The organism is Aeromonas sp. L_1B5_3, from assembly GCF_963866575.1.
Classification (GTDB): Bacteria; Pseudomonadota; Gammaproteobacteria; order Enterobacterales; family Aeromonadaceae; genus Aeromonas; species Aeromonas jandaei.
In genome coordinates this window covers 24,723-37,358 of the sequence record NZ_CAWMDN010000101.1, presented here as the reverse complement: position 1 = coordinate 37,358, position 12,636 = coordinate 24,723, and the positions used below count along the sequence as shown (strand labels likewise).

The following is a 12,636-nucleotide window of genomic DNA, read 5'->3' as shown; positions in this document are numbered from 1 at the left end:
TACGTTCATTAAGGGATGCGATTTAGACCGGAGGAGATAACCTCATCAGCTGCCCTTACACCAGATAAATAGGCACCATGTACCGTCTGAAAGAAGTGTCTCTCGGTCGCCTCACCAGCAAAAAAGAGACGATGTGCAACACTCTTCGCCAAATCGTCCCGAGCCTTGGGCGTTGCGCCCAATCCGTTGTATGAATAAGCTCCGATAGCATAAGGATCCGCACTCCAGCGTGTAATCAAGTAGCTCACCGGGTCTGGAATATCTGCACCATACATGGCTCTCAATGCTGCCATCGCACTGGACACTGTATCCTGATCGTCCAGCTGCTCAACATGAAGCGCAAACTCGGCAGCATTAAAGCCAATCAAAACTGGCTGATTGGTATGTCTGGCCAAGCTGACCCATTCAACCCATTGTCCTTTATTGCCAGTATCGGGGATATTGTTAATCCAGTCGTAGCGAGTATCCCAAAATGCATAGGGGAAATGGAGACAACATTTATTCAGCGTACCGACACCAAGTTTTCTAATTGCTTGTGCTTTCCTGCTTGGCAATGGTGGTTGAAATTCCACACGACCTGATTTCAAAACGCCCAGTGGTAAAGTCAGTATTACTTGCGCAGCTTGATATGTCCGGCTTTTTGTTTTAACGATAACCTCTGCATTACTCTCATATTCAATTTTTATAATTTCCTGTTCAAGCCGGATATCTAAATCCTGAGCAAGGTACTCGACGACGGACTGATAGCCGTTATACAAAACCCATTCATCACCAGAAAAATCTTCATCACTATCAAACCAATATGAAGAGAGCTGTTCTATGGACCCACCATACTCATGCTCTATGGTGCTACTTAAAACAAAATCGATAATTCGTTGTTCTTCTTCAGAGCGTGAGGAGTAGGAAAGGCGAGAGTAAATGCCATCCCGCAATGAGACATCACGTTCCGCATCCTGCAAAATCATTATTGCAGCAGATATTTCATCTTCAATCAAAGTAAGGCGTGCATACTGGGATGAACTCAGTTTATGAGAACCACCATAAAAAATATCTGCGCTCTCCGAATCGGTGGAAAAGTGCTTGATACCCAGCTCATCAGCCAATCTTGAAACAGGATTTTGCGGCCCGGCACCGTGAATCCATGTTGCCCCAAGATCGATAGCAGGCCCCGCCCACTGCGAAGAGGTATGCAAACGCCCCCCAATACGATCCCGGGCTTCAAGTACCAATACGTGGTATCCGGCATCACGCAATTTTTTAGCCGCGACAAGACCTGCCACACCGGCGCCAATCACTATGACTTGCCATCTATCGGTAACCGCAGAAATCAACTCGCCCATGGTATTAGCATCTCCTCTACTATGACCAAGTTGCCAGTAAACCGATTGGTTAGAGGCAATATTGTCACTGCAACCTGTAAAGCATTTCAGACAACATTCACTCAGTTTGAGCGACCGCTCAAAACTACTGTAAGGGCTTGCTACAAGTCAATAGCAACATCGCTATCAAACGCTGTTTCTTGAATCATGCAGTGAGAAGAATGGGGATGAGCCATCCAGCAAGCAGCCGCATCCATGCAGTGAATGTGATGGGGATACAGACAGGGGCAGAGAAAAAATACTATTTAAAATCAATAGTAATGCATGATTGAACATGACAGATGGCTCGTTTCACCATCACTACTGCCCTATGTGAAAACCTGTACGACAAAAGGCGCCTTATGGCGCCTTTTTTATTGCTATGGGCCCAACGGTTCAGCCAGGAATGGCGCCGCTGTTGAAGGTAAAACTGTAGCTATCGCCGCGACAGAGGCTCTGGCTCACCTCCAGCAGCTCCCCCTGCGCCGTGTAGCTGCGCTGCATCACGGCCAGCACCGGCATGCCGACTGGCAATCCCAGCATGGCGCTCTCGGTCTGGCTCGGCACCTGCTGGCGGATCTGGTACTGCTGGGCGACAGGCTCAATCCCCTCCTCCCGCCAGTGGGCGTAGAGCGAGCCCTCCAGCAGATCGGGACGGGGCAGGAACTGGCGAGGGATATAGGTGGTCTCGATGGAGGTGGGGTCATCGTTGACGCAGCGCACCCGGCGGATCTTGGCGATCTCGGTGCCCTCAGCCACCCCCATCAGGGCGGCCTGCTCGGCGCTGGCGGCCACCAGCTCGCGCGCCAGCCAGCGATCGCTCAGCGCCCCGAGCTGGCTCAGCTGGGCGGTAAAGCTGCCACCGGTCAGGTTGTAGGTAAACGGAGCGTGCACGACGGTGCCCTTGCCCTGCTGCTTGATCACCAGCCCCTGTTCCGCCAGCAGGGAGATCCCCTTGACCACGGTGGCCCGGGAGAGGGCGAGGCTGTCGGAGAGCTGACGCTCGGAGGGGAGCACGCAGCCGTGGGGCAGCAGTTTGCGCTCGATAGCCTGCTGCAGCCCCTGCGCCAGAATGAGATAGAGCGGCTCATCCCCTGCACAGGCCAGCCGTTGTTTCAACTCGTCAAACAGGTGTTCAGCACTCTCTCTCTGCATGGCGCTCTCGTCTAAAGATGCAAAAACATAAACAAATGGGTCCAGTCCACTTTACTTTAAAATGCGTTATGGTTCACACTGGACTGGCACTGGATGTATATAATACCCACTGGACTGCAACTGGACTACACAAAAAGGTGATCGATATCGTCATGACCCCATCAAGCTCTACCTCACTTCAACAGCAGCGTATTCTGGGTTGTCTCTATGGACAAGCGGTGGGCGATGCCTTTGGCATGCCATCGGAGCTCTGGTCCCGCGAGAAAGTGCGTGCCTTCTTCGGCTGGATCCATGACTTCCTCGACGGCCCCGAGGAGAACATCGCCGCCAACGAATTCGTGCGCGGCCAGTTTACCGATGATACCAGCCAGATGGTCGCCCTTATGGATGCCATCATCGAGGAGCAGGGGGAGATCAAACCACTGACTATCGCCCGCCACATCATGAAGTGGGCCGAGGGGATCGACGCCTTTAGCAAAAATATTCTGGGCCCTACCTCCAAGGGAGCCCTTATCGCCCTGCAGCAGGGGATCCCCCTTGAGGAGATCCAGGCCAACGGGGTGACCAACGGCGCCCCGATGCGTATCGCCCCCATCGGCTGCCTGATGCCGACCAGCAACAAGGAGGCCTTTATCGAGGCCGTGCGCCTTGCCTGCGTTCCGACCCACAAGTCGGATATCGCCATCGCTGGTTCAGTAGTTATTGCCTGGGCCATCAGCCGCGCCATCGAAGGGGCCAAGTGGGCAACCATTCGTACCGAACTGCCCCCCCTCGCGCAAGAGGTGCAGAGCCGTTTCGCCTCCACCTTCAGCGCCTCCCTTGGCCGCCGCATCGAACTCGCCTTCACCGCTGTCGACAAGGCACCGACCATCGAATCGGGTCTGGACGATATCTATGACCTGATCGGTTCCGGCATGGATGTGATTGAATCTATCCCCGCCGCGCTGGGCATAGTGGAGCTCTCCGAAGGGGATCCCATGCTCTGCGCCCAGCTGTGCGCCAACCTTGGCGGCGATACCGACACCATAGGTGCCATGGCCACCGCCATCTGCGGTGCCCTCAGCGGCATCTCGGCCCTGCCGCTGGCAGCGCGCCAACTGATTGATCAAGCAAACCGGATTGACTTCGGCCCCTATGCCGAAGCCCTTGCTCACTATCGGCAACAGGACGTATGACTATGAGCCAGCAAGCAACCGAGATGCAGCCGGAACAGACTTCCAGCGGCATCGATCTCATCCCTCCCCACGAGCGAACCAAGCAACCGGCGGAGCTCTTCTTCGTCTGGTGTGCCGCCAATATCGGCATTCTGGGGGTCGTCTACGGCGCCGTGGTGGTCTCCTTTGGCCTCTCCTTCTGGCAATCGCTGCTGGCGGCGGTTGCCGGGGTCGCCTCCTTCGCGCTGGTGGGGATCACCAGCATGGCGGGCAAGCGCGGCCGCACCACCACCCTCACCCTCTCCCGCATCTGCTTTGGCAAGCGGGGCAATATCGCCCCCACCGCCTTCTGCTGGATCAACCTGATGGGCTGGGAAGCAGTCAATCTGGTCACCGGTACCCTGACGCTGGCGGCGCTGTTTTCCGCCATGGGGCTGGCGGAGTCCCACTGGATCACTGCCCTCTCCCTGCTGCTCTTTGGCGGCCTGACCGTGGTGGTCTCGCTGCTGGGGCAAAATACCGTGCTGATGATGCAGAAGTGGATCACCCGCACCTTCGGGGTGATGACCCTGATCGTGGTGCTCTATCTGATGGCCAACGCCAACTGGCAGGTGATCATGGCGCTCCCCTCCGGTGACTGGCTGACCGGCTTTCTGCCCGCCGTGTCGGTGATTGCCGCCGGTACCGGCATCAGCTGGGCCATCGCCGGCGCCGACTACAGCCGCGACCAGAGCGAAAAATCACGCCCCGGCACCATCTTCTCATCCGTGGTGGTGGGCGCCTCCCTGCCCCTCATCCTGCTGATGTTCGCCGGCATTCTGCTCACTGCCCAGATCCCCGATCTCGCCTCTACCGAGAACCCCATCGCGGCAATCGGCAAGCTGCTGCCGGCCTGGATGGCGATCCCCTATCTGGCCGCCGCGGTCGCCGGCATCGTCACCATCGCCGTGCTGAGCCTCTACTCCGCCAGCCTCAACCTGCTGAGCATGGGGGTCAAGCTGCGCCAGTCCCACGCCGTCATGCTGGATGCCGTGCTGGTCGTCGGCGTCGCGCTCTACGTGCTGTTTGTCTCCGGCGACTTCCTTGGCCCCTTTATCGCCTTCCTGATCTTCTGCGGCCTCTTCCTGGCCTCCTGGGCTGCCATCTTCATCCTCGATTATCTGGCGCTGCGCCGTCATCAGGGTTACGACTATCTGGCCCTCTACGGTGATACCGGGGTGCGCAAGGGGCCGCTGCTCTGCTGGCTCGCCGGCTCCATCAGCGGCCTGATGGTCACCAAGACCGGCTTTATCGACGGCCCGCTGGCCATCGGCGTCTTTGCCGACTCCAGCCTCGGCCTGTTTGTCTCGTTTGCCGTCAGTCTGGTGCTCTATGCCCTGCTGCTGCCCCGCATGAGGAGTCTCTGAGATGACTCCGCCCGTTCCGACCATGCCGGTCATGGTGATTGGCGCCGCCTTTGGCGACGTGATGCTGGAGATGAACCGCCTCCCCGTCTCGGGCGGCGATGAAGTCGCCCGCGAGAGCGGCCGCCAGATCGGTGGCTGTGCCTTCAACGTAGCTCGCGCCCTCGCCCGGCTCGGCGCCCCGGTGATCAACGGCATTACCGTCGGTCAGGGCAGCTGGGGAACGGCGGTGGAAGCAGCGATGGCAGCGGAGTCGCTGCCAGTCCAGTTGCGCGATCCGGCTCACGACAATGGCTGGTGTCTGGCACTGGTCGAGCCCGATGGCGAGCGCACCTTCATCACGGTGGAAGGGTGCGAGCAGTACTGGGATACCGCGGCACTGAGTCGTCTGCTACCCGCAGGCACAGGTTGGGTCTATGCCTCCGGCTACGAGCTGACCGGCACCCAGGGGGCGCCGCTGCTGGAGTGGTTGCTCCAGCTGCCCGAGCGCATCACACCATTCATCGATCCGGGCCCCCGCATCGGTGATCTGAGCGCTGACGAGATTGCCGCTCTGCTGGCCCGTCGCGCCCTCTTCTCTCTCAATCGTGAGGAGGCGGCCGTGCTGCTGGGGGCCCCCGCCAGCGCAGCAATAGTGGCCAGCTTCTGCCAGCAACACAGGGCTGCTCTTATCGTGCGGGAAGATAAAGAGGGTGCACTGGTCGGCACCCCGGATGGTCAATGTCAGCGGGTACATCCCGTTGCGGTGACCCTCTGCGATACCGTCGGGGCGGGCGATGCCCACGGCGGCGGCACCCTGATGGGGCTCGCCAGCGGCCTGCCGTTGGCAGAGGCGGTTCGCCTCGGCAATCTGGTGGCCGCCATCGTGGTCAGCCGTCCCGGCGCCGATGGAGCACCAACCCGCGCTGAACTGGTCAATTACGACTTGCCTGTGATCACCGCTGCGTGATCGCTTTGGCCCGCTCCGGCACCACCGGAGCGGGCATTTTTTTCAATGGCAGCAACCACTTCCCCCACACTGTTCACCTCACCCCTCTGTCACAGACGATTTGCGAAGCTGAACCGGATCTTGACGGCACTTCACTTGGTGTTTTATTGGCCAATGGAGAGCTAGTATTATGTGCAGGTTCCCGATCAGTCAGAGAAGCGATCATGCAAATCAACTCAGCCTCCATGCCCATCATGCGCCCCGATTACGGCAAATATCCCTCTTATCCCGAGGTCACACCGGAGCAGATCAATCAGGCTCAAAACAAGGTGCTGGACAAGAAAGACGAGGTTGAAACGCAGCGTGAGGATCAGGCAACCGCCCGCCGCACCATGGCGGTCTCCTACTCGGCTGCGCAGCAGAACAAGGCAGTGGTCGAACGCTATATGGAAGCCAGCGATACAGAGAGCAACGAAAATAGCGGCCCGAGCGCCAGTGACGTCTATCAGGCGGCCAACCGCTACCAGCGCCAGCAGAACCTGAGTGACTACCTGCAATTCCAGCAGAGCCCGCTCGGCCAGCAGATGGGCAGTATGATCGGTGAAGAGAAGCCCAAGGGCTCCCTGCTCGATATCACTGCCTGACAGACCAACATCCGCTAATGAAAAAGCCCTCTTCATGAGGGCTTTTTGCTATCAGTGAGATCCTTCCGCCACTTCGTCGGGCAGCTCGTCAAAGAGAGGATGGTAGAGCACCTCGCCCGCCACATTGGCAAGACCACCCGGCTGCAGCTCCATCGCCATAAAGCACTCTGCCGGCACCTCGTAGATGCAGCGCAGGCCAAATTCGCTGGCGGAACGGAAACCGAAGCGGCTGTAGTAGGCCGGATCGCCGAGCACCACCACCCCTTTCCAGTCCATCTCGAGCGCCGTATCCAGCCCTTCGCGGATGAGATCAGAGCCAATCCCCTGCCCCTGCCAATCGGGATGCACCGCAACCGGTGCCAGCCCAAGCCAGGGCCCCTCGACACCGTTAATGGTGATCGGGCTTAGCATCAGGTGGCCCATGAACTCGTACTCTTCCTCTTCGACCATGGTCACCACGGCGGCACCACACTCGCGCAGACGGTTAACCAGCTCGGCCTCATCGGTGCGGCCAAAAGCGGCAGTGACCAGCTCATAGACCGGCAGCATGTCACCGGGGCGCTCGGTTCTCAACATCAGGTATTACTCCTCGTACAGCAGAGCGGCCATTATTCCACAAACTGCCTCCGCTCCTGAGCACCTTTGTCCAGAAATGGGAGGGTGCACTCAGGAAAACGATCGGCAAACTGCTCTCGCAAGGCTCGCCAGTTGTCCGGTGCGGGCTGGGCCAGCACCCTCTGATAGGCCTTCAGCAAGGAGGGGGACTCCCGCGCCAGCCGCGCAAACGTCTGCTCCGGCCCCGGATGCCAGCGACCATCCAGCTCATCCATCAGCTCCGGCAACTCCACCAGCAGCCTCATCAGGCGATGGCGCAGGGGGAGCGCGCTCTCAGCCGTCAATCCATCCCCATCGGCAAGTAGCCGACTGATCCAACCCAGCCGCTCGCGCCGCTCTGTCAGCGTCAGCAACGTGGGCCCCTGACGCAGCAGTGCCGCGAATTGCAGCAACCACTCCAGCCCCATATCCCCCTCATCCTTTAGCAACAGGCCACCTGCATGGTGGAATAGCTCGGGCTCTGCTGCCTCCAACCGGGAGAGGGGATAGCAGTGCAGCTGATATCCCTCGGCCTCCAGCTGCGGATCAGCAAATAGCCGAGCCTCGTCAGCATCCATGTCGGCCAGAAAGAGGGAGATGACTGGCAGCGTCGCTTCGCACACAGCAGGATCGCAGAGGATCACTACCGCGATCCGCTCATCCGGCTGCCATCTGGCCAGCGCCTGCTGCAACGCTCCGGCCAGGGCTGGACGGCGATCCAGCCGCCAGTAGCGTACCTCGCACGGCTGATGGCCATCAATCAGACGCAGCCCCTGCTCAACCATGCCAAGCTTGGCCATCACCCGGCCGGAGGCCAGATTCTGCGGCATATGGCGAGCCGTGATGGCGGGCAGATGCAGCTGGTCAAAGGCAAATGCCTTGACCAGTCTGGCCGCCCGGGTCGCAATGCCGTGCCCCTGCCAGGGGACACCGACCCACCAGGCCAACTCGCCATTCCAGTGCAGCGAGATGACGCCGACAAGGGGCGATTCTGCCTCCCCCCCTTGCGGCAAGGTGATGGCCCAGCTCCAGCCAAGGCCAAGCGCCGCTCTGCGCCAGCATAGGGCCAGCCAGTCGCGGGCCCCCTCCGGTGGATAGGGGTGGGGAATATTGAGGGTGTAGCGGGCGATCGCCTCATCGCTGCAATAGCGCACGATCTCTTGTTCATCCTCGGCGCGCAGTGCCCGCAGTTGCAGTGGAGCATCGCAATCTTGTTCCCGTAAAGAGGGTATCCGCAGGCGACGCGCAAGCAGACGATTGAGCAGAGCGCCCAGATCCGCGTGTGCATCCAGCGTCAGATCGGCGCCAACCGTCCCCAGCGTGAGCAGTCCCTGCTCCCGGGCCAGCGTCAGCAAGGAAGCTGAACCACTGAGAAGGATCTGCTGGGTAGGATCGGCGTGGTGTTGCGGCAACAAATCCCCATCAAGCCAGGCGGCCAGCAGGGCGCCGGGACAGATCACGCCATCAGGGGTCAGACCTGCCCAAGGGGCACAGTGGTGATCAAGGGTGGCAGCAGCCTCATTGCCCAAGAGCAGCTGCCAGCGATGGCCCTGCTGCTGCCAGTGGCCCACCACCTCGTTCCAGTGGGGCTGCCACAGGCTCCCCTCGATCAATAGCTCCATCAGCCCGCCTGACAGGCCGCTGGCAAGCTCATGTGATGTGGATGCGCCTCGATGCGGGCAATCCAGTCACGAATGGCGGGCCACCCCTGCAGGGAGAAGATCCCCTCCTCCGCCACATGGGTGTAGGCGTAGAGAGCGATATCGGCGATAGTCGGCACCTCGCCGCACAGATAGGGGCTCTGTTTCAGTTGTTGCTCCATCACCGCCAGCGCCTTCTCGCCACCGGCCTTCAGCCCGTCGAGCCGCGCCTCCTGCGACTCGGGCCGCCCCAGATAACGGACGATAAAACGGGCCACCGCAATATAGGGCTCATGGCTGTACTGCTCGAAGAACATCCATTTGAGCACGTCGGCCTGTTGGCGCGGATCGGTCGGCCACAAAGACGAGCCCTGCGCCAGATAGAAGAGAATGGCATTGGATTCGGCCAGCAGATCGCCGGGAGCAAGCTCCAGTACCGGGATCTTGCCGTTGGGGTTCATCGCCAGAAAATCGGGGGTTTGAGTCTCCCCCGCCGCGATATCGACCGCCACCCACTCGAGAGGCAGTTCCAGCCAGCGCGCCAGCAACCACGCCTTGTAGCAGTTGCCGGAGCGCAGATCACCATGCAGACGCATGCACACTCCTTGTGAAAAGCAGATTTGAGAAACCGGTCAGGGAGCCAGACGCTCGATATGCCAGCCATCCCCTTCACGGGTGTAGTAGAAACGGTCGTGCAGACGGTGTTCACCCCCCTGCCAGAATTCGACCGTCTCGATCACCACCCGAAAGCCGCCCCAGAAGCTCGGCAACGGCACTTCGCCGTTGGCAAACTTCTGTTTGAGCTCGAGAAACTTGGCCTCCAGTACGCCGCGCGCTGAGATGCGGGTCGACTGTTTGGAGACCCAGGCGGCGATCTGGCTATCCTTGGGACGACTGTGGAAGTACTTCATCACCTCGAAGGTGCTCATCTTCTCCACCCGACCGGTCACATGCACCTGACGGTCGAGGGTGTGCCAGGGGAAGAGCAGGCTGATGCGGGGATTCCCCTCCAGCTGATGCGCCTTGCGACTGCCCATGTTGGTGTAAAAAACCATCCCCTGGGCGTCGTAGTGCTTGAGCAGCACGGTACGCTGCCACGGCTGGCCATCGGCATCCACGGTGGCAACCACCATGGCGGTGGGGTCGGTCAGCTTGGCTTCGCAGGCCTGTGCCAACCACTTCTCGAACAGCTCGAGGGGCTCGGCGGGCAGATCGGCCCGATGCAGCCCACCACGGGTATACTCCCGGCGCAGATCAGCAACATCCATCATCTTGATTTTCCTTCAAATAAATAATGGTTCCACGACCATCAAGAGAATGATTGCAGGCATTGTGCGCTGCCCTTCTGCCGGTGACAAGCCATAACGAACGGGGGAGACTTCCGCCTCCCCCGCTCACTCTATGATGGGCTAACCCTACTTTTGTGACTTTTGACAGTGCGGTAACATGCGCCGGTTATAGTCAGTGGCATAGGCTTCTAGCCTGGCATATTCCCCCTCCTTGCCCGGAGTGATCACATCCGCAAATCCTGTCAGATAACGCACTCCGCAACGGCTTTTTGCCTGTTCCTGCGCACTCTCGGCGATGCCGGGCGCACTGCCACCCCGCCCCGCCCTTACGATAAGCCGATAATCCTGCACTTTGAGGCTCTGCTCGACCGCCTGTTCGGCCCCATCAGGTATGGCATGACAACCCGATATGTAGATCAGCAGCAAACCAGCCGCTACGCGCAACATCTGCGCCATAAAAGACCTCCTGCCATCAGCACCAGCCAAAGCGGATCAACACTGCCGCCACCTCCCCCGCCGCCAGAACTACCAGAGCTTACAGTGGTAGTACTTCCTGTCGAACTACCGGAAGCTGAGCTCGCCCGCGCCGCCGTATTGAGAGCAAAAAAGATATTGTCGCTGCAAGAGAGCCGCAGCAAGGCCCCGCTCGCCAAAGGTGTTGGCAAAGTAATGCTGGCCGAGCCACTATTGGGTACACCGGCCACCAGCGTAGTCCAGTTGCTGCCGCTATCCTGGGTCAGGGCCACATCCACTTTCTGACAGTTGATAGGCGCCTGATTCGTTCCCGCCACATTCCAGCTCAACGTCTGGGTTGCACCAGCAACCATCTTGCCAGCAAGGGGAGCAGTGATGGCGAAAATGGCCCCAGTGTTGACCACTTGTACTATCATCTCGTCGCTGCTGACAGCCCCTTGGCCATCACGTACCGCAAGGCGAAAGTGAAGGTCACGACTGGTGGTTGGCCAGGCCTCTCCCTTGGCAAGCACACCCGCAATGAGTGAACTCATCGCAGGCAAGCTGCGGCTGGGGGCTTGGGTTGGCGACAACATACGAAACAGCGGCCGTGAACCGTCATCCATCATGGTGGCCGCACTGGTAGAGGCAGTGCCAAGATCCAGCTCCTCCCAGCTGTAGCTCAGCGGATTGCCATCAAGATCCACAGCACTGCCGCTCAGGGTGAACGCGGTGTTGGCGGGGATCACCCGATCCACGCCAGCATCCACGACCGGGGCATTGTTGGAGAGCACCAGATTGGTTCCACAAGATGGCTGCGAGGCCATCTTGGTGCGGATCTGCTCTATCGACTTGCTGTGAAAGAAAGGAGAGCTGTTGCTCTGCAGATCTTCATCTCCACAGATCCCGGCATACGCCATGATGGAGGAACCGCTGCCAGGCTCCCAGGCCGAGCTTGCCTCACGCCCGCTACCACAGCTGCCCGACGTGCCGTTGAAAGAGTGCTCCGCCCCCATCTGATGGCCCAGTTCATGAGCCACGTAGTCGATATAGAAGGCATCACCTGTCGGCTGCGGGCTTCCCGTCATCCCCTGAGAGCGGCTGAAGGGGTTGCAGAGCGCCCCGAGTGTAGCCAGCCCGCCTCCCGAAGTGGTCAATACGTGACCCACATCGAAACCAGGACTTAACAGTAAGGCTTGCTGGGTCTGGTTGATGGTCAGATCCTGAGTGGAGTTGGTGAAGGGATCGGTGGCCGGATCGGTAAAGATCACCTTGTCCGCATCCGCAGCCAACTGAAACTCGGCCCCTACATCGCGGCGATAGACCTCGTTGACTCGGTTAAGCAGGGTGGCAATGGCTGCCAGAGCTGCGGCTTTGGTGCCACCGTGAAACTGGGTATATTCCCCGGTCGCCGAGATAGCGATGGTATAGCGCTTGCGCTGGTTGCCACTGACCAGCACCGAGCGGGCGGCCTGCGCCCCAAGCTGCGACGAGAGCACTTCATCATCATCCAGCCTACGCCAGCTCTCCTGCTGGGTATAAACGGCGTACGAGGTACCATCAAAAAGCGGATCTATATAGAAGGTTTTCCCCCGATAGGTGAACATGCCGTGAAATCCCTGTGGTGTCAGGTCAAAACGACCGCTGCTCCGGAGATCGTCTGCGGCGCTGCCCGAATAGGTTTTGATGGCGGGGTAACGCAGTGCCAACGTGGGTGGCAGCAGGGCGTTGGGATGCAGGGAAAATGTGACAATACGACCATCGGTCAGCGGCAGACTAAGAGAAGATGGTAACTCCCCCGTAGCGAAAGGGGGTTCTGGCACCACCACCTTCACCTCATCGGCCCTCACATCAAAAGCGACGTTTGCAGCAGTTTTTGCATCCTGAAACAACCACTCCGGGGATGCCAGCACCGGCATTGCCAGGCAGGAGATAAACAGGGTCAGACCACACTTCATAGCGCCTCCATGCTCTATTGTTATCGCTGCAAGTATGGCCCAGCCCCACATGACTCGCCG

General features: G+C 59.4%; 12 protein-coding genes. 4 read left to right on the top strand and 8 right to left on the bottom strand.

All coding sequences use genetic code 11. The annotated features are described in order from the left end of the window. Nucleotides 1-8 precede the first annotated feature (8 nt). Nucleotides 9-1,340 carry a flavin monoamine oxidase family protein gene (locus AACR93_RS07780; protein WP_052497056.1) on the bottom strand — a complete coding sequence of 444 codons (1,332 nt, stop codon included), beginning with the start codon at nt 1,338-1,340 and terminating at the stop codon, nt 9-11. Between the two features lie 414 nt (nt 1,341-1,754). Then, nucleotides 1,755-2,513 carry a GntR family transcriptional regulator gene (locus AACR93_RS07775; RefSeq protein WP_043850383.1) on the bottom strand — a complete coding sequence of 253 codons (759 nt, stop codon included), beginning with the start codon at nt 2,511-2,513 and terminating at the stop codon, nt 1,755-1,757. 152 nt (nt 2,514-2,665) lie between these two features. Between AACR93_RS07775 and AACR93_RS07770 the strand changes: the two genes are divergently transcribed. From AACR93_RS07770 to AACR93_RS07755, 4 genes are all read left to right on the top strand, one after another. After that, the gene (locus AACR93_RS07770) at nt 2,666-3,688 is read left to right on the top strand and encodes an ADP-ribosylglycohydrolase family protein (protein WP_043850382.1); all 1,023 of its coding nucleotides are present in this window, start codon (nt 2,666-2,668) and stop codon (nt 3,686-3,688) included. A gap of 2 nt (nt 3,689-3,690) precedes the next feature. Beyond that, nucleotides 3,691-5,073 carry a purine-cytosine permease family protein gene (locus AACR93_RS07765; protein ID WP_043850381.1) on the top strand — a complete coding sequence of 461 codons (1,383 nt, stop codon included), beginning with the start codon at nt 3,691-3,693 and terminating at the stop codon, nt 5,071-5,073. 1 nt (nt 5,074) lies between these two features. Further along, nucleotides 5,075-6,019, top strand: coding sequence for a PfkB family carbohydrate kinase (locus AACR93_RS07760; protein WP_043850380.1), 945 nt, complete (start codon nt 5,075-5,077; stop codon nt 6,017-6,019). Between the two features lie 203 nt (nt 6,020-6,222). Then, nucleotides 6,223-6,642 carry a hypothetical protein gene (locus tag AACR93_RS07755; RefSeq protein WP_043850379.1) on the top strand — a complete coding sequence of 140 codons (420 nt, stop codon included), beginning with the start codon at nt 6,223-6,225 and terminating at the stop codon, nt 6,640-6,642. Nucleotides 6,643-6,693: 51 nt separating this feature from the next. Here AACR93_RS07755 and AACR93_RS07750 read toward each other — a convergent pair whose 3' ends face one another. The 6 genes from AACR93_RS07750 to AACR93_RS07725 form a co-directional block, all read right to left on the bottom strand. Beyond that, the gene (locus tag AACR93_RS07750) at nt 6,694-7,218 is read right to left on the bottom strand and encodes a GNAT family N-acetyltransferase (protein WP_043850378.1); all 525 of its coding nucleotides are present in this window, start codon (nt 7,216-7,218) and stop codon (nt 6,694-6,696) included. Nucleotides 7,219-7,250: 32 nt separating this feature from the next. After that, entirely contained in the window at nt 7,251-8,858 is a 1,608-nt protein-coding gene (locus AACR93_RS07745) for a GNAT family N-acetyltransferase (protein ID WP_043850377.1), read from the bottom strand. Further along, the gene (locus AACR93_RS07740) at nt 8,858-9,472 is read right to left on the bottom strand and encodes a glutathione S-transferase family protein (RefSeq protein ID WP_043850376.1); all 615 of its coding nucleotides are present in this window, start codon (nt 9,470-9,472) and stop codon (nt 8,858-8,860) included. The genes AACR93_RS07745 and AACR93_RS07740 overlap by 1 nt, the downstream gene beginning before the upstream one ends. A 36-nt stretch (nt 9,473-9,508) precedes the next feature. Beyond that, complete coding sequence (gene pdxH / locus AACR93_RS07735; protein WP_043850375.1) at nt 9,509-10,147, bottom strand: pyridoxamine 5'-phosphate oxidase; 639 nt, start codon at nt 10,145-10,147, stop codon at nt 9,509-9,511. A gap of 144 nt (nt 10,148-10,291) precedes the next feature. Further along, nucleotides 10,292-10,609 (bottom strand): hypothetical protein, encoded by a 318-nt coding sequence (locus tag AACR93_RS07730; RefSeq protein ID WP_041209015.1) that lies wholly within the window; start codon nt 10,607-10,609, stop codon nt 10,292-10,294. Continuing rightward, on the bottom strand, nt 10,600-12,576 hold the full coding sequence (locus AACR93_RS07725) for a reprolysin-like metallopeptidase (protein WP_043850374.1): 1,977 nt from the start codon (nt 12,574-12,576) through the stop codon (nt 10,600-10,602). The genes AACR93_RS07730 and AACR93_RS07725 overlap by 10 nt, the downstream gene beginning before the upstream one ends. Between the last annotated feature and the right edge of the window lie 60 nt (nt 12,577-12,636).

Coding starts and splice junctions, on each gene's coding strand:
- AACR93_RS07780 (WP_052497056.1), bottom strand. CDS start 1,340: ATGGGCGAGTTGATTTCTGCGGTTACCGATAGATGGCAAGTCATAGTG.
- AACR93_RS07775 (WP_043850383.1), bottom strand. CDS start 2,513: ATGCAGAGAGAGAGTGCTGAACACCTGTTTGACGAGTTGAAACAACGG.
- AACR93_RS07770 (WP_043850382.1), top strand. CDS start 2,666: ATGACCCCATCAAGCTCTACCTCACTTCAACAGCAGCGTATTCTGGGT.
- AACR93_RS07765 (WP_043850381.1), top strand. CDS start 3,691: ATGAGCCAGCAAGCAACCGAGATGCAGCCGGAACAGACTTCCAGCGGC.
- AACR93_RS07760 (WP_043850380.1), top strand. CDS start 5,075: ATGACTCCGCCCGTTCCGACCATGCCGGTCATGGTGATTGGCGCCGCC.
- AACR93_RS07755 (WP_043850379.1), top strand. CDS start 6,223: ATGCAAATCAACTCAGCCTCCATGCCCATCATGCGCCCCGATTACGGC.
- AACR93_RS07750 (WP_043850378.1), bottom strand. CDS start 7,218: ATGTTGAGAACCGAGCGCCCCGGTGACATGCTGCCGGTCTATGAGCTG.
- AACR93_RS07745 (WP_043850377.1), bottom strand. CDS start 8,858: ATGGAGCTATTGATCGAGGGGAGCCTGTGGCAGCCCCACTGGAACGAG.
- AACR93_RS07740 (WP_043850376.1), bottom strand. CDS start 9,472: ATGCGTCTGCATGGTGATCTGCGCTCCGGCAACTGCTACAAGGCGTGG.
- pdxH (WP_043850375.1), bottom strand. CDS start 10,147: ATGATGGATGTTGCTGATCTGCGCCGGGAGTATACCCGTGGTGGGCTG.
- AACR93_RS07725 (WP_043850374.1), bottom strand. CDS start 12,576: ATGAAGTGTGGTCTGACCCTGTTTATCTCCTGCCTGGCAATGCCGGTG.